This is a genomic window from Flavobacterium glycines (assembly GCF_900100165.1).
Lineage (GTDB): Bacteria > Bacteroidota > Bacteroidia > Flavobacteriales > Flavobacteriaceae > Flavobacterium > Flavobacterium glycines.
On sequence record NZ_FNEO01000004.1, the window covers coordinates 26,529 to 44,193 of the forward strand.

Below are 17,665 nucleotides of genomic sequence, written 5' to 3' on the forward strand. Positions count from 1 at the left end.
CAAAAATTAGAAAGAAAAAAAGATGGAGCAGGAGGAAAAACCTAGTAAAGAAACCCTAAAAAAATGGTCTAATGACCCTAACAATTGGGTATGGGGAATGTTTTATTACAACCCAAAAGACAAACGTATTTTTCCTCCGAAAAAAAATCCCTGGATGGGCTGGACAGTAAATTTTGCCAATCCAAAATCCATAATTGTTTTTATTATTATTTTTCTTTTACTTATTTTTAGCTTACCTATAGTCTTTGGACACTAATTATTCTTTTGTAATAAATTGAAGCTGCTCTAAATCACCATTAAAGATATTGACATCTACATTACCTTTAATTCCTGAAACGGATGCTTTTTCGGTAAACTGCCAAAACAGCCAATCCTCGTCTATCTTTTCGCGGTGAAAATTATAATTGGCTATCCAAAACAGATAATCGGAAAATTCTTTTTTTAGAAAATCATCATAGTAACGCTCACTGGTATAAATAATCGGTTTTACTTTGTAATGTGCCTCAACAGCAGTCAACCAACGTTTCAAACCCACTTTTAATCGTTCCATAGATTGATTTTCGGGTAATTTTTCAATATCTAAAACAGGTGGTAAATCCCCCTTTTCCAAACGAACTGTTTTAATAAAAAGTTCCGCTTGTTCCAACGAATTTTCATTAGGTCGGTAATAATGATAAGCTCCACGAATGAGCTTATTTTCTTTAGTTTGAAACCAATTTTCCTTAAACCTTTTATCCAATCGATCGTTTCCAACAGTAGCCCGTACAAAAACAAAAGACAATTCATAATCATCATCTAAGGTTTCTACTTCTTCCCAATCGATTGTATCCTGATATTCCGAAACATCAATCCCAAGAGCTTTACCCTCATTTTTCTCTAAAACCTGATAATTTCGTACATCCGACAGCTGTTTTTCCTTAGCGTCCTTATCTAAAATCTTATCCGTTTTAAAACTAAAATAATACGCTAAACCATTCCGATAATGATAAATAACTCCTAAAAAAAGCATTATACCCGCCGCTATAAATCCGATCTTAATGAGCTTTTTTCGAAGAACAGAGGGCTTTTTTTTCGGTTTTCGGGAAGTAGTACTGCGTCTATATTTTTGCTTTGCCATCTAAAGAAAACCTGTTATTCAATACTGATAATAACACATAACTAATTATAACCAACGGAACTCCGGCGTAATGAAAAAACAACACTAACAAAACGGAAAGCGTAATAAAAATAATTTGAAGCAAATTATCCTTAAGCGTAAATTTCTTAATTTTTAATGAAAAAAGTGGAATCTCGGCATTTAAGATAAAAGCACTAAAAGCGGTAATCAGCAATAAAACCCATTGACTAGTCAACAATTCGAAAGCAACTAAAGAATCGGAATATTTTATTACCAAAGGCAAACTCAACATAAACAAAGAATTAGCTGGAGTAGGCAACCCGATAAAAGAATCTGTTTGACGCGTATCAATATTAAAAAAAGCCAAACGGTAACAAGACCCCATAGTAATTACAAATCCTAAAAAAGGGAAATAAGGACAAGCTGTTATTTCGTGCTGACTATTAACTAACAAATAATACATCACATAACCTGGAACTACTCCGCTGGTCACCATATCAGCTAATGAATCCAGTTGTAAACCTAATGCTCCCGTAACTTTAAACAAACGGGCAAAAAAACCGTCGAAAAAATCAAAGAAAATCCCCAAAAACACAAAGAAAAAAGCAATTTCAAACTCCTGTTTACTTACAAAAACCATAGCTATACAGCCACAAAAAAGATTTAGTAATGTAATACAGTTAGGGATGTGTTTTTTTATATTCATTTTCTATTAGCTTTTAAGAATAGCTACAAATTTAATACAATTAGTGAATGCCAGCACTTTTAGGAAACATCAATTATCAACAGAAATTATTTGACTATTAACTTAAATACAGAAATTAGCTCGCCAAAAAATGATACTTTTGAAAAAAATAGCAATAACAATCACTATGACGAATATTTTTACTTCCAAAAAAACAATATTTCTGCTGTTCTTTCTTAGTTTTTTTAATGCTTTTTGGGCTCAAAACATTCAACTATCCAAAGATGCAAAAGTTAGTGTGATTACTTGTGGCCTGGGAAACGAATCGTATTCACTTTTTGGTCATACAGCCATTCGAATCAAAGATGATATCAATTTTGTTGATGCAGTTTACAATTACGGTGCATTTGACTTTAACACGCCTAATTTTGTCCCAAAATTTGCCAAAGGAGATCTCCAATATTTTGCTGTTGTAAATCGTTATACCGATTTCATCAAGCAATATACTTACGAAAACCGTTCGGTTGAAGAACAGGAACTCCAAATTCCGCTTCAATTCAAACAAAAACTTTTTGATAATCTAAATACTTCCCTCGCTTCGGGAGACAGCCATTATACTTATAAATTCATTGACAAAAACTGCACGTCGATGGTAGTGGATATTATTAATAAAAGTTTAGGAAGCGATATTATCACAAAAAAAACAGACACGGAACTGAGCTACAGAAGTATTTTATTTCCTTATTTTGACCACCACTTCTTTGAAAAACTAGGCACAAGTATTATTTTCGGTTCGAAAGTTGATGCTTTGGGTACCAAACTTTTTTTACCGCTGGAATTACAAAAAAGTTTAACACTTATTCAATATAACAATCAGCCTCTGGCTCCTAAAAACCAAACACTTTTACATTTTGAAGAGTCACATCCTGTTTCCTGGTGGAATAACATTTATACCTATTTAATGGTTCTGGCATTGATAGTGATTTGGAATAAAAAAGGAATTCATTATTTCTATTTTTCACTGATGGGAATACTTGGTTTGTTTTTTATTTTCATGGGATTTTATTCCAATCACTCAGAATTGACAAACAATTACAATGTACTTTTATTCAATCCTTTTCTTCTTGTTTTACTGTTTTTTTATGCAAAAAAAAGCAGCGTTTGGACTTATAGATTTGCCCTGCTGAATCTTTTTTCGCTAATGATTTACCTGATTTTATTATTCAACAAAGCGCATTTATTAATTGTATTGCCTTTAATACTCACTTCAATTTATTTCTTAATTCAAATAGCATTAAAAAACAAAAAACCAATACCGATTATCATTTAAAAACTATTGTCCTCTATAAAACAAAATAGTTGTAATGGTCTTTAAAGCAATATTAAAATCCAGATAAAAACTCCTGTGTTTGATATAATACAAGTCATATTGTAATTTAATCAAACTGTCATCAATACTTTCGCCATAGGAATAATTCACCTGTGCCCAACCTGTAAGTCCCGGTTTTATGATATGACGTGTTTCATAAAAAGGCATAATTTGCGCGATTTCTTCAACAAAAAAAGGTCTTTCAGGCCGTGGACCAATTGCTGCCATTTCACCTTTTAAAATATTAACAAACTGAGGAAATTCGTCTATTCTGGTTTTTCGCATAAACCTCCCAAAAGCTGTAATTCTACTATCATTCAAAGTGGCAAAAACCGCTTTTTTAGATTCAGCATTTTCTATCATGGTGCGAAATTTCAAAATCTTAAAAATCACACCGTCTTTACCCACACGCTCCTGAGTATAAAACAAACTTCCTTTATTGGCAACCGCATTCATTATAAAAATAAAAGGGATAAGCAACAGGGTAATCGCTAAACCTATAATCGAAATTATGATTTCAAACATCCTTACTATCGATAAATACAATCGATTTTGATTACTCCTGCTAAAGGGGAAAAAAAGGTAAAAATCACGTTCCACATGTTGTACAGGAATACGTTGCGTTTTAGCCTCATACAACTGTGTGTATTCTCTAATTACTTTTCCTGATTCCAGTAATTTCAAGAGTTGTTGGTATAATTCGGCAGTAATAGTACCTTTCTTCTGACTGGCAACCACAATTTCAGTTATCTGATTTTTTTCTACAAAAGGAACTATTTCTGCTAAAGATATCCTTTTCAAAAAACCATCTGTTTGATTTTCTACTGAAACAGACTTAAAATCACTCAAATAAGCAACAATTTTATAATGCGGATCAATCGTTTCAATACCTGAAACCAACTCATTTAGCTGTTCTTCATCACATACCAACAAAGCATTTTGATGAAAACGTTTGGATGCCAAAAAACGCACATAAAACACTCTCCACAAAACCAGTGAAAAGAAAACAACCAACAAAAAAGCAATAATCTGGAGTCGATTAGAAGGCAGGACAGGTGAATAAATTGGCGTTAAAAAATAAGCTAAAACAGTAGTTGTAACTGTTAATATTGCACTTCTGCCAATTAAAAACTCATTACTGGAAACCTGAAGATTATAAAGTTCAAAAATAGCTCCAATAACCTTTAAATAAAGAATTAAAACAGTTAAATACACCCAGTTAGACACAGAGGATTTCAAATATCCCAAATTGAAAAAATAACCAACTACATGCAATGCCAAAACAATACAGACGACATCCATGAAATGCAGTATCATTTTCCTTTCGGAAATTTCAAAATGGATTTTATTTTTTTGCATTCTGTACTTTTTTAGCAATTTAACTTTTCTCTCAAAAAAAAGCAACTCAAAAGTGCGCTTTTAAATTGAATTCTGGTCTAAGATTATAAACAAATAAGAAATGCTAAAATATATTCTTTCAAGAACTTAAAATTCAGTTTAAATGCTGATTTTAGTCTCTAATTGTTCTATTGGCACTGTTTTTTCAACAGGCTCAAAACGGATACTTAACAAAGTTAAAGCATACACAAAAGCCGGTGCCGCAATTCGCATCGCAGCATGATTAATGGTAAGCAGCCAAAATACATAAAAAGAAAAAAAATAGATGTTTTGGTAATGCATCAGGAAAAGAATGACAGGTGTAATAAAAAGAATAAAGAGAATGACAACACCAAACATCCCGTGCTCAGCCAGCAACCTTGTAATTTCATTATGCGAAGCTACTTCCTGTCCCAACATCTGTTCCCGATAAGATTTCCCCATCCCAATTCCGACTCCCATAATAGGATTCTCTTTAAAAAGTTCAAATTCAGTCCCGATTACCTGTTCACGTCCGCCCAAACGATCTGCTTTTTCTCTTCCTGCCGCATCCTGATTAGCGTATCTTTTGGTAATCAAACCACTGGTTTGAAAAACACTATAACTCCATACACTAAGCGCTAAAACACTACTTAAAATAACAATCCTCTTTAATTTTCTTTTTCCGGAACCATTAGAAAAGAGATAAGCGGTTAAAAGTATAAAAACAATCATTACAAATCCTGTAATCACACCTCCTCTGGAAAAAGTTACAATAGCGCGATAACTACATACCACAAACAGGAAGCCATTTAGCAGCATCATTCCTTTAGATTTGGACATAAAAACCAACTGACAAAAAAAAATAAACATACCTAGTCCTAAAACGGTAGCCACCTGATTAGGACCAAAGCCCCCCGAAGTAGCAAAATTAGATTGAGTTCCTGTAACAACATCACGAACAGTAGGATGATACAATAGCAGATAAACCAAAGTAGAAATAATAGGCAAACCTAAAATCACCACTACATTTTGCAATTGTTTGAATGTAAGTTGCCTTTGATAACAATACAAAGCACTCAGACCCAAACAAACAGGCCCGGAGATATTAAAGGTGATGGCCTTTCGAATTTCAACACCTAGATCCTGATTGCTCATAGTAACTAACATTCCCGGAATTAATAGTAAAAAATAAAACCAGTACACAATACTGTTTTTAGAGAAACCACTCAAAACAAAACCCAGCAACATCAACAGAGAGACGGCAGTTTTAACGTATTCATTATTCAAATTCCCTCCCGTCATCCTAATAAAAACCTCTGCACCAACAAGATAAGCCGAAACATACAACACTTCATTATTCTTATTGTTTTTGCTGATAATATAATAAACGCCAAAAACAGCTATTAGCAAGGCATAGATTTTAGACAAAAACGGAATAACAAAAATGGCAAATGCTATGCCTACATGAATTGCAATGAGTTTGATATAATTGATTTCGGATTTATTCATGTACAAGGGTTGTTTGTATCCAGTAAATATACTTTTTTATAATTGATGGAGCCGAAAAATGCAGCTTCACTTTTTGATGTAGCTCCTCAGCAAAATAATTTCGTAGTGATTCATCTTCAATCAACTCAACTAATCGATCATAAAATAAATCGACATTTTTTGAAGGCACTAAAAAACCATTTTTATTATTTTCAACAATAGCACTCAGTTGCCCTACATCTGTAGCTAAAACTGCTTTTTTATATAAGGCATATTCTAAAACGGCTAAAGGCAAGCCCTCTGAATTAGAAGTTAATATTCCTATTTGTACCTCACCTAAAACATTTGCCACATCCAAACAGGAATCATAACAATAAACATACTGTTCCAATCCCCTCTCCTTAATTGCAGCTTTCAATTCATGAGCATAATGGTCATTAAAATCTTTCCCCACTAAATGAAAACTCCAATCCGGATGTGATTCTTTCAATTGAGAAGCAACTCCAAGTAACAAAAAATGATTCTTCTGCTGACGCAAATTGGCCAAACATAAGATACGTTTTCCTTCTTCTCCCTGCAATACTGTTCTTGCAACTTTTGAAACTTCGACAGTTACAAAATTAGGCAAATAAATTACGTTTTTACAATACAACTGCCCGCATGCCCAATCTTTCAACTTCTCATTTACAGCAACTATACCATTGAAAAAAAAACTTGCTAATTGTAAAGCATATTTTGGTCGTTTAGCCAGGAATTCACTATTTCCATAATGGTCATGCCAAATGATTTTAATACCCGGATAACACAATTTAAGTAATACAGCTAAAAAAAAAGAAGAACTATGAGCCTGAATAATTCTCACTTTATGTTTAACAATATACTTTCGCAATCTTAAAACAGCCCCAATGTCAATTGTATTTCTTTTCTTTAAAAAGAAATAATTTACTTTATCTGCTAATTCCCCTTTCAAATCACCTTCTTTTCGGGTAGTAACCAATGCCGAAAATTCAATTTCATTAGCCAAAGCATTGGCATAATTTACTGCCATGCGTTCGGCTCCACCTATTTCTAAAGAATCTATTAGTTGTACTACCCTCATCTTTCTAATAGTTTTTGAATTTCATTTTCAAAACGCTCTAAGGTATATTCTCCTGACCAATTGACAGCAGCGCTACTCTTATTTTCAAATTCAGCAGAATTGACTATTAATGACGCAATTGCTGCAACATCTTTTTCCAAATGCATTTGTAACAAAACGCCTCGATTACCGTAATCCAACATATAAGGCACACAGGAAACCGCAGTAGCAAAAGGAACACAACCCCAAAACATCCCTTCGGCAATGGCTTTGGGCCAGCCTTCACTTTTGGAAGCTAAAATTACAAAATGACTCTCATGATAGGCTTTTTTCAATACTTCCTGATTTTGATTCCCATGCAAAAAAACACATTCGCTAAGATTCTTCTTTTCAATATAATTTTGGAAAGCCGGTCTTAAAGGTCCGTCGCCAAAAACATCTAATTGAACATTAAGATTTCTCAATTTTAATTGTTCCAAAAGCCGGATAGCATACAACGGATTTTTGCCTTCCACCAAAGTTCCCACAAAGAGCAATCGTATTTTTTCGTTTGAACCAATGGTCTTTACTATTGTTTTTTCTTCTCTTTCGGAATAACTTGCCGTAAAAAAAGACTGAATATTATCGGATTGATTATCCCATTCACCGTAAACCAATACTTTTATATTTCGGGTCAAAAAAGTATTGGATAAAATCCATTTTTGCAGGCGATACGTCCACGGCTGTTTGGCTTTTGGATCCCAATTACCCGCATACTTTGCGATCTTGGTTTTGGAAGGAAAAAAAATTTGCAATACACAAGCTAACAAACCCATATTTCCCGGACAACGCAAATGAATATGATCGGCTTGTTGCATGGCTTTACTTATTTTAAAAAGTATCCCCGGAATTTTAAAAACAGAAATAATTCCATTTTTAAAACTGGTCAGACTAAAAGCAGGAACTGTTCGAAAATCAATTTTGGAATGCTTATAAAAAGCTTCAATTGCTGTGGGTTCGTGATTCGCTAAAGGAGCAAGCAAAACAACCTCATCCACATACTTCAGCCAAATATTCATTTCGCGAACATAGGGCTCGTAAGCAAAATACCGATTATTGCTTTTGGTATGTACAACATGAGTAACAATTAAAAACTTCATCGTTTCAGCTGATAAAACTCTTCTAACAAATCTGTTGATTTTCTTTCGACCGTATCTTTTTTAAATGTAAATGCATAGCCTTTAGGCATAGATACAGCACGTCTGTTTAATAAAGGTTTCTTTCCATCCAAATATTTCATCCATCCAAACATTAATCTTGATACAAATAACCAGCTACTCCTGACTAACCTATGGGAACTACTATTGATTAAATAATTTGACAGGGTAACCGCAACGATAGAAGCGTTCCCTTCTGTAATTTCAACATCTTCAACCGCACATTTTTCAAACAAACTTCGCATACCTGTAAAAGTAAATCTAAAAAAATCATAGGGCTCTGAATGATACGGAAAATTCTGTGGTGCTTCAATTTGGAGTAAGCCTCCAACTTTGGTAACTCTTTGTAATTCCTGACAAAATTTCCAAGGATTAATTGTATGTTCTATTACCTGTGCTGCTAAAACCAAGTCAAAACAATTGGCTGCAAAGGGAATAAAATGACCATCAAAAATGTAATCGGGTTTGAATTGATTATGGACATCCGAAGTTATGACCTCACAATGTGAAAACTTATTTTTATAGTACGAAATCTTTTCACCTGCACCAATAATTAATATTTTACTTCCATTAGCTATTTTTTTTGATAATCCATCATATCTCTTTTCAATATTGAAATCTTCACAAAGAGAAGGCAGCAATTTTCTTCTAATAAAATTTTTGAGATTAGAAGTATCCAGATAATCACCATCCTGAGTTGTTTTTTTAGCATTAACAATATCTTTTTCACTAAATATTGAATTTGCACCAAACAAAACAGGAGTTCCATTAAAAACAGGCAATTTAGAGTCATCTTCAAAAAGATAATAAGTATCAGTAATTGAAACCAACTTTGATTGCGTATCCGGATGAATAATATTTTCCAGCATAAGATATATTAATTTAAAAGTTGAAACCAGGCAACTATTCTACCTAAAGCTTCAGTAAAGGCCTCTTTTCTCTTAGTAGTGGTAAATATATTACTAAATCGAATCAGTGTCAATAATAATGTAATAGAATGCCATTTAAATTTATCTTTAAAAACAGGATTCGGGTTTTTAACCCTCCAAACATAAAAGCCATTTTTAACAACCATTTTTCCGTATTGAAATTGATTGGGCCTACCCGAAGCTTCATGAAAATGATATAACTTTACTTTAGTATTTATAACATTTTTACCAAAAGCTAAAGCCCTTAAAGAAAAATCGGCGTCTTCATACAAACCATAGTCTTCAAAGTATTTAGAAAACTGAATATTTTCAAAGATGCTTTTCCTAAAAGCCATTGCCATTCCTATCAACAAATCAACTTCGTAAATTTTGTCAGTTAACGGAAAACCACAGGTTCTGCTGTGTGAAAAGGCAGGCATCTTTCCCGGCCCTAAATTGGACTGTAAACCTAAATAATTACGTATCACATTACGCTGCCCTTCTTTGTAAACAAATTTTTCAAAAAGATAATAATGCTTTTTATTATACTTTTTATTTTTATCAATCAACTGCCATTTATTTTCGTTGACAGCAACACCTCCAGTGCCTATAATATTTTCCTGTTCGAAGGTCTTTATTAATTCTTTAAAATAATCCGGTTCTAAAACCGTATCATCATCCAGAAAACAAACAATTTCAGAAGTATCAGCCACTTTGGAAATTCCAAAATTACGTTGTCTTGTCAAACCTCTGTTTTCTTCTGAAACTAAAAAATAGCTCAGGTTTTGAAATGGATTCCTTTTTAAAAGGGCTTCCGTTTCCTGATTTAAAGAACCATCAATGATTATAATTTCATCCGGATACAAGGTTTGTCCCTGAACCGATTGCAACAAACGCAACAAAGGTTCAGGACGCATATAAGTACATACGATTAACGTAAATTTCATTGTATATCAGCCTTAAAAAGAGAATAAATTTTCAAAAAATAAGCATCCCTTTGTAAATGGGTTTGCCATAATTTTCGGTTATTTTGCTGCATTAATTCAAAATCTTCAAAGCTACAGTTTTTATGAAAATGGATTAAACTTTCGGCTATTTCATTTGATTTTGCTATCACACAATGCTTTTCCCAATTAATTTCATGGCTTAAAGGTAAACTAAAATCGGTATCAATGACAAAAGGAATACGCCCCATCGCTAAGGTTTCGTAAAATCGAACAGAGAAATTTCCTACTCCCCTCATACAAAAAGTATAAGGATTTGATTCTATATTTTCGAGAAACTCCATTGTCGTTTTTTTCTTTTCTTCTTCCGTCTTAACCCCCGCTCTGTATTGATTTCTAAAAATAAAATCAGTTATGATTTCAGGATTCTTTTTTAATAATTTTAAATACAGAAATCGTTTTACGCCTGAAGGATAAAAACGTTGGTAATCCGTTTGAATTTTTCCAATAAACCGTCTGAAATTATATTTTAAAAAAAGTAAATACTCTTTTATTTTTTTAAAAAAAGAATTATTGGCATGACCTACAAAACCTATTTGAGCTTGTTGTAATTTACCAATCGTTCTAAATTCTTTTGACAAAGAACTATAAGGATCATTGACAAAAGAAGGCAAAATAAATGTTTGTGCATTCAATTGAGATGCAAAACCACTTAATCGAAACGTATAAACCTGATTGTTCATACTTATGCTTTTACCATAATCCCCTCCTGAATACAACCAGACTTTTTTATCTAAATCTAATGCCCTATTTATAAAATCATTTAGTTTTTGCTGACTTTTACCGGAATCAAATCGGGCTATATCTATAGGAACCACAACAATATCACAATGGGCAATTTCCGAAACGATTTGGTATTTTTCTAATAAATTAGCATTAGGCACATACCACAAATCAAACAATAGCGGAAAAACGAATTTTCGGTTTTCAGGAATTAAGTAAACAGGATTAACATATAGTTTTAGCATATCAAAATAATCTTCTTTTTGAAAACCTATTTTTATATGAGAGCAAACCTCTTCTGTTTTTATTATAAAACAAGTATTCTAAATGAAGCCTTATAGCTCTTATAAATTTTCTCAAATAAAACTTTTTTTTACCTTTAACTAATTGCTTAGAGTTTTCTCTCATTACTGACTTTCCTCCCTCAACGTCTACAACGTATCCATTCGAAACAATTCCTATTCTTGCTTTAGATTTAAAAATTCTAATAGCATATTCCGTTTCACCATAATCCCCAGAAGTATTTTCTAAATAAAATCCAAATTCACTAAAAAAATTTGATCTCACTATAAATACATTATCACTATATTGAAATGCATTTAATAAAAAATTTTTAAACGAAAATTTTGGTATTAATTTTATATTTTCAGATATTTCAGTCAATTCCTTGAAAAAATAATTCGCTCTAAATCTAACTAAATCAACTTTTTTACTTGCCAATACAAATATTGATTCTTTTATAATTTTATTGATATCAGAGGTCAATATAAAATCATCCTGACAATATAAAATATAATTTCCTTTACAAGTTCTAATCCCTTTATTAATATTATGAGCCAAACCTTTATTATAATCTGACAAGACAACATGATTAACTTCTATTGTTTTTAACTTCTCCTGGATATCTTCAGTACTTCCATCATCACTAACAACAATTTCATACTCAAAATCTAAATCCAACTTTTTAATCGCAGCAACACAATCTTGTAAGTTTTCAAATCTATTGTAGTGTGTTATTAAAAAACTAAGATGTGTTTTATTTTCCATAGTTATAATTGATTTGCCCAATATTCACTCCTTTCCCATCTTTGTCTAAAATTTTCATAAAACTTTAGATAGTCCTTAAGTGATTCGTGTTTTAATAATTTTAAAAACAATACTAATTTATAACTTTTTAATTGTTGGGCTGTATAATGCTTTTTAAAAGCATACAAAATAGTAGGAGATGGTTTTGGCTGAACGTTCTCTGATTCCCATTGTTTTTTTATTGGGATTCTAAATCCTCCCATTGGAGCTTTGAGATGCATAATTTTTAAATCAGGAAAATAAATTACATCATGCCCCAGATTACGCAATTGCAAACCAAAATCAGTATCTTCTCCGTAACCAAATTCTAAAGCCTTATCAAAAGCTACATTTTTCAAACAAGTTGTTTTTACAAAACTGTTACCCGAGCCAAATATCCCAGATTGGTGAATGGTATTATAATGCTGAATTTCATTGGGCTGTAAATAGGCTGTTGTAATTACTTCGGCTCCATATTGAATAGCTTTTTCAAATACATTTTCAATTAATTTTTCATCCAATCGATTGTCATCATCATTTAAAAACACCCATTCACTGCTTACTTCTGCCAAAGCCAAATTCCGGGCATTACAAACTCCTGCCTGATGGGTAAAAATATGCTTTATGATAAAAGGCCATTCTTCATTTTGCAAATAATCTAATTCACTTAGACTTTCCGGATTGGGATTCTGTTCTACAATAATTATTTTTTCCGGCAAATGCGTTTGCATGGCTAAATCCCGTAAAACATCATAAAGGTATTTTTTTCGACCAATAGTCGGTATAATAACGTCTATCGTTTTTTTATCAACGGTTTTTAAAATCGATTGTACTGCTATAGCATCTAAATCCAATTTTATTTTTTTTCTGTTCTTAAAAAATAAAGCATAGCAAAAAGCGACCAAAGGAAATCGTTTTTCAAACAACAACAAATTTAGAAACAACAATAGCAGCCAACGCTTTTTATAATGTTGTTTCACAAATCGGAAAAGAGTACAATTATTAATTGACTCTATCCCTTTTTCATCCTGAGAGCTATTGGCCAGCAAACGAGGTTCAGAATAACAAAAAAGTCCGGCTAACATTCCTAATTTGGCAACCGAATTTAAGAAATAATTAAAATCTGTATCTCTTTTTATTTTAGCTCCAATTGCATTTAAAACGGATGCATGAATTCCCCCCACATCACTACTCATTAACCAGGTAGGATAAGTAACGGATTTATTAACTTTTATAAAAGGAGACTCTTCTACATATCCAATCGCATTGGGCATATAATTTTGTACTCCCGTTGCATAAGAAGTCATTATTTTATGATGATGAAAAATACTTTCCAAACTCTCGAAGTTCAAATTTGATTTTAAATCAATACGGCACCAAATAATAAATTGATCAATATTTTTTAATGCAATATCGAATAAAACAGCTGATATATTTTCACCTTGAAAAACAACCAATTCCTGATTATCCTTAACCGCAACAACTTTATTATTTTGATGATAAACAATAATCATTCTATCTTTTTTTATGGGTGCTTAGTATTTTTTGATAAAATTCAATATTGTCTTTTACTATCTTTTTTATATCAAATTTAGCTTCTGTTCTTGTTCTTGCCTGCGTTCCTATTTGCTCACAAAGCGAATTATTCTGCAATAATTGAATAATGTTGGCTGCATATAAATCATGATTTTCCGGATGTACTAAAAACCCACTTTCCTGATTAATAATTAATTCCTGTGACCAGCCAATATTAGAATTCACAACGGCTTTTTGCATCGCCATGGCTTCAATCGTGACCATTCCCTGAGTCTCTGCAAAAGTTGGAAAAACACAAACATTGGCTTTCCTGATATAATGCTGAACCTCAGCATATGGAATTTTCCCTATATACTCCACATTTTTCAAATCGGCTGCATTGAATTGATTTTGCATTAATTCCCAGGTCGAAGCTGAATTGGTTTTAATATCAGCTGAATCGCTGCCAATTAATAGCAATCTGGCTTCAGGATAAGCCTGTAGAACTTTACTGAAAATCCCGGGTAATTCCAAAACCCCTTTTTTTCTTATTAAAGTACCAATATATAAAACTAAGCCAGGTTCAAAAACATCAGGAGTAGTATTTGTAAAACTTTCCAAAGTTATTCCGTTAGCTATGGTTTGGATTGTTTTGCTTTTAATATTGAATATTTTTTTAGACAATTCTCCGGCAAAAATTGTGGGAGCGATAAAAGCATTGGCTCCTGAGACTGCTAATTTTTCAAAAAAGAAATTCTTCCATTTTTGTTTTCTTTTCTCCAAATAACAGAAATAAGCATCACTACCATGAAAACGGATTATCAATGGAATTTTGAATTTCATAAATGCGGTAATCCCTGTCCAATCAGCGGCTTCCAGTAAATCTATTTTTTCTTTTTTCAGGATTGAATTACAATAATTCTCAATATACTTTCGATGAAAAAACCAACCCAATAGCTTGTATTTCCTATTTTTAATTAAATGAATTACAACTCCATTTTCAATTATGACTTCCTGTGTTTGTTGGCCATAAACTAAAACAGTAACGCTGACTCCTTCTTTAACTAATGCTGTAGTAAGATTTTTTATACTCGTTCCTATTCCGGCAGCATGGGCTACTTTAGCATGAGGAAACTCAGGAGTTAAAAAAGCGATGTGCATTTATTTCTTAAAAAAATCATTAATAATTCGGGCTGTAAAAATCTTAGCGCCTGTATCATTCATGTGCCCGCAGGAAGAGAAATATTTATTCTCAACTACTACATTTTCGTAATTATGAATTTCAGGATAGGCTTTTTTCACTTTTTCAAAATAATTCATCCCTACCACATTCTCACACATTGGTGTCATTACAGCAATAAAATTAATATTATTTTTTTTGCAAAGGCTTTTAATCTCCTGATAATATTTATTGTGAACTAAGGGTTTTAAATTAACAATATTGTTTTTCATATTGCCCTTTTTATGTTTTTGCAATGGATAATAACCTAAATTATCTAAGCTGCTCGTAGCTTCTCCCTTGGCTGTTTTATAAATTTCTCTAAATCCAATTTTAGCATCAAACTTTATATACCGATAAAAAGGAATATAATAGAGTTCGTTAAAATCTTCTTCGGATTCGAAATGTTTTCTTATTGTTTCTGAATTGTGAATATAGGGCAGAAACTTAGCCGAAACACCTTCTGCCTGATGGTCATTTGATAAATTCAAATCGGCTTCAAGGATAAGGTTTTTAATTTCATATTTTCTTTCAATCATTAATTTCAAAAGTAAAGAAGCTTCGAATAAATGCCCGCCACTCATACCATAATTAAAGGTCCTGAATCCTTTATCTTCAAACATTTCGGAAACAAAATGATTATTGGCACGCGATGATCCCAAAATTACTACATCGTAATTCCTGTTTTTAGAATTGTAAACGTAATCTACTTTATTGCGATTATTGGATTGTAGGTATACGGAGGTATAAGCGTAATCTAATAATACAGCTAATACAATTATTATAATTATTGTTTTTAAAATAAAAAGTATAAACTTTTTCATTCTGTTTTTTTAAATTTATTAATTATTCAAAAACTATTTACAGTGTCTAATAAATCAGCTTCTTCCAGTTCTTCAGCATGTTCAGGTTACAGCTAGCCTGTCGACTCCGCTTGAGGTAACAAAATACTCACTAACAACCAACCGTTCTGTCAGGTCGAGCGAAGTCGAGACCTTTACAAATCTTTCTCTTCTTTTTCGTCTTTATTTTTATAATGAGTATCATTCCTGCATTGAGACAGTCTTGTTAACTCATCATAATTCTCGTCTATTAAAGCCTGTTTCTTTTGTCTACTCCATTTTTTTATTTTTTTCTCAAACTCAATTGCTTGGTTAGGTTCAGTAAACTCCTGATAAAAAACTAATTCAACAGGTCTCCTGGAATGCGTATACGCTTCCGGATATTTGCCTGCATTGTGCTCCATTAGCCTTCTTTCAACATCTGATGTTACTCCTACATACAATGAATTATCACTACAACGCAAAATATAAACATAATAGAATTTCATAATCTAAAAATTTAAAACCTAACATCGTAACTCCTCATCTGAAACATAGCCTTTCAACTCCGCTCCCTCTCGACTCCGCTCGAGGTGACAAATTGCTCACTAACAACCAATCGTGCTGTCAGGTCGAGCGGAGTCGAGACCCTTTTAAAACATTTTAGAAGTGAAACCTAAAACTGAAAATAAATAAATTCTTTATAATCTGAATAAGTACCAAAAGCAATAATTGCCAAAATTGCCAATGCCATTTTCAACATCGTTTTGCCTTCTGAAATAGGTTCTTCTTTAGTACGATTATTCCATTCGACAAATACAAATAAAACAATCATTAGAATCAACTCGTAATTATATCTTTCATTGGCTAAATATTGCGATGAAAACTGTGCATTTGTAAACATTTGTTTCAAATACAATACAGCATCTGCAATGGTTTTAGCTCTGAAAAACACCCAGGCCAAACAACTCAATAAAAATGTAAGCAGAATATTCCCTACTACTTTCACCGAATCCCAACTCCAGTCTAAAACCACAATATCCATATTATTCCTATTGGATTTTCTTAAAAGGAGCGGCAGGAAATACAAGGCATTGATTCCTCCCCAAACTACATAAGTCCAATTGGCTCCATGCCAAAATCCGCTTACCAGGAAGATAATAAATGTATTTCTGATTTTCATCCACATTCCGCCCTTGCTTCCTCCTAACGGGATATACAAATAATCCCGAAACCAGGACGAAAGCGAAATATGCCAACGACGCCAAAACTCGGCAATATCTCTTGAGAAATACGGATAATTAAAATTCCGTAATAAATCCAATCCGAACAATTTTGATACCCCTAATGCAATATCCGAATATCCGGAGAAGTCTCCGTAGATTTGGAATGCAAAATAAACTGCCCCCAAAATCAACGAAAAAGAATTCATCGAAGTATAATTATCAAAAATTGCGTTGGCATAAGTAGCACAGGTATCTGCAATGACTACTTTTTTGACCAACCCCCAAATGATTTGGTAAACACCTTCTTTGGCTTTTTGTAAATCAAATTCCCTTTTTACTTTGATCTCCGGCAGCAAATGCGTAGCTCTCTCTATAGGACCGGCAACCAAAAGCGGAAAATAACTCACAAACAACGAATAATCTACAAAGTTGTATTCGGCTTTAATTCGTTTGTAATAAATATCAATTACATACGAAAGTCCGTGAAAAGTATAGAATGAAATCCCAACAGGTAAAACCACATCCAACAAAAACGGAGAGGATTTCAGCCCAATTCCTCGCATTAGTTCGCTGAAAGAAACAGCAAAAAAATTAAAATATTTAAATAAGGCTAAAAATCCCAGATTGACAGTTATACTAAGCCAAAACCAAAATTTCCGACCGCTGTCTTTCTTACTTTTTTCAATTCGGATTCCGGTATAATAATCCAGAAATGTCGAGAACACCAATAAAAACAAGAATCGCCAATCCCAGCAGGAATAAAAATAATAACTGGCAATAATCAACAAGGTATTTTGTGTGGTTTTGTTTTTATTACACACAAACCAGTACAATACAAATACTATGGGTAAAAAAATCGCAAAAGCGAGGGAATTGAAAAACATTTTTCCGG

17 protein-coding genes are annotated in these 17,665 nt (G+C 32.7%); 2 read left to right on the forward strand and 15 right to left on the reverse strand.

Annotated features, from left to right (window positions below; genetic code table 11):
• Window positions 1–22: 22 nt before the first annotated feature.
• The gene (locus BLR17_RS10970; protein WP_066329227.1) at window positions 23–256 is read left to right on the forward strand and encodes a DUF5808 domain-containing protein; all 234 of its coding nucleotides are present in this window, start codon (window positions 23–25) and stop codon (window positions 254–256) included.
• On the opposite strand, the gene BLR17_RS10975 is transcribed toward BLR17_RS10970, so the two are convergent.
• Window positions 257–1,117, reverse strand: coding sequence for a glycoside hydrolase family 25 protein (locus tag BLR17_RS10975; RefSeq protein ID WP_066329228.1), 861 nt, complete (start codon window positions 1,115–1,117; stop codon window positions 257–259).
• Complete coding sequence (locus tag BLR17_RS10980) at window positions 1,098–1,823, reverse strand: CDP-alcohol phosphatidyltransferase family protein (RefSeq protein WP_066329232.1); 726 nt, start codon at window positions 1,821–1,823, stop codon at window positions 1,098–1,100. Before BLR17_RS10980 ends, BLR17_RS10975 begins: the two co-directional genes overlap by 20 nt.
• 139 nt (window positions 1,824–1,962) lie before the next feature.
• Between BLR17_RS10980 and BLR17_RS10985 the strand changes: the two genes are divergently transcribed.
• Window positions 1,963–3,132, forward strand: a complete 1,170-nt coding sequence (locus tag BLR17_RS10985; protein ID WP_245683134.1) for a lipoprotein N-acyltransferase Lnb domain-containing protein — start codon at window positions 1,963–1,965, stop codon at window positions 3,130–3,132.
• A gap of 3 nt (window positions 3,133–3,135) precedes the next feature.
• On the opposite strand, the gene BLR17_RS10990 is transcribed toward BLR17_RS10985, so the two are convergent.
• The 13 genes from BLR17_RS10990 to BLR17_RS11050 all read right to left on the reverse strand — a co-directional run bounded on the left by BLR17_RS10990 (window position 3,136) and on the right by BLR17_RS11050 (window position 17,657).
• Complete coding sequence (locus BLR17_RS10990; protein ID WP_245683135.1) at window positions 3,136–4,530, reverse strand: exopolysaccharide biosynthesis polyprenyl glycosylphosphotransferase; 1,395 nt, start codon at window positions 4,528–4,530, stop codon at window positions 3,136–3,138.
• 138 nt (window positions 4,531–4,668) lie between these two features.
• On the reverse strand, window positions 4,669–6,039 hold the full coding sequence (locus tag BLR17_RS10995) for an O-antigen ligase family protein (RefSeq protein WP_066329234.1): 1,371 nt from the start codon (window positions 6,037–6,039) through the stop codon (window positions 4,669–4,671).
• A complete protein-coding gene (locus BLR17_RS11000) occupies window positions 6,032–7,117 on the reverse strand; it encodes a glycosyltransferase (RefSeq protein WP_066329235.1) in 1,086 nt (361 codons plus the stop codon). Before BLR17_RS11000 ends, BLR17_RS10995 begins: the two co-directional genes overlap by 8 nt.
• Window positions 7,114–8,235: a glycosyltransferase family 4 protein gene (locus BLR17_RS11005; protein ID WP_066329237.1), complete on the reverse strand. Its 1,122-nt coding sequence runs from the start codon at window positions 8,233–8,235 to the stop codon at window positions 7,114–7,116. Before BLR17_RS11005 ends, BLR17_RS11000 begins: the two co-directional genes overlap by 4 nt.
• A complete protein-coding gene (locus tag BLR17_RS11010; protein ID WP_066329238.1) occupies window positions 8,232–9,161 on the reverse strand; it encodes a methyltransferase domain-containing protein in 930 nt (309 codons plus the stop codon). Before BLR17_RS11010 ends, BLR17_RS11005 begins: the two co-directional genes overlap by 4 nt.
• 8 nt (window positions 9,162–9,169) lie before the next feature.
• Entirely contained in the window at window positions 9,170–10,147 is a 978-nt protein-coding gene (locus BLR17_RS11015; RefSeq protein WP_066329240.1) for a glycosyltransferase family 2 protein, read from the reverse strand.
• Window positions 10,144–11,172 carry a hypothetical protein gene (locus BLR17_RS11020; protein ID WP_066329242.1) on the reverse strand — a complete coding sequence of 343 codons (1,029 nt, stop codon included), beginning with the start codon at window positions 11,170–11,172 and terminating at the stop codon, window positions 10,144–10,146. The genes BLR17_RS11015 and BLR17_RS11020 overlap by 4 nt, the downstream gene beginning before the upstream one ends.
• A gap of 1 nt (window position 11,173) precedes the next feature.
• Window positions 11,174–11,974 (reverse strand): glycosyltransferase family 2 protein, encoded by an 801-nt coding sequence (locus tag BLR17_RS11025; RefSeq protein ID WP_139068398.1) that lies wholly within the window; start codon window positions 11,972–11,974, stop codon window positions 11,174–11,176.
• Window positions 11,975–11,976: 2 nt separating this feature from the next.
• The gene (locus tag BLR17_RS11030; RefSeq protein ID WP_066329246.1) at window positions 11,977–13,506 is read right to left on the reverse strand and encodes a glycosyltransferase family 2 protein; all 1,530 of its coding nucleotides are present in this window, start codon (window positions 13,504–13,506) and stop codon (window positions 11,977–11,979) included.
• Between the two features lies 1 nt (window position 13,507).
• Window positions 13,508–14,668: a glycosyltransferase family 4 protein gene (locus BLR17_RS11035; RefSeq protein ID WP_066329249.1), complete on the reverse strand. Its 1,161-nt coding sequence runs from the start codon at window positions 14,666–14,668 to the stop codon at window positions 13,508–13,510.
• Window positions 14,669–15,550, reverse strand: a complete 882-nt coding sequence (locus tag BLR17_RS11040) for a hypothetical protein (protein ID WP_066329251.1) — start codon at window positions 15,548–15,550, stop codon at window positions 14,669–14,671. It abuts the gene before it with no gap.
• Window positions 15,551–15,723: 173 nt separating this feature from the next.
• Window positions 15,724–16,056 carry a GIY-YIG nuclease family protein gene (locus tag BLR17_RS11045; RefSeq protein ID WP_066329252.1) on the reverse strand — a complete coding sequence of 111 codons (333 nt, stop codon included), beginning with the start codon at window positions 16,054–16,056 and terminating at the stop codon, window positions 15,724–15,726.
• Window positions 16,057–16,223: 167 nt separating this feature from the next.
• Complete coding sequence (locus tag BLR17_RS11050; RefSeq protein WP_066329253.1) at window positions 16,224–17,657, reverse strand: MBOAT family O-acyltransferase; 1,434 nt, start codon at window positions 17,655–17,657, stop codon at window positions 16,224–16,226.
• Window positions 17,658–17,665: the final 8 nt, after the last annotated feature.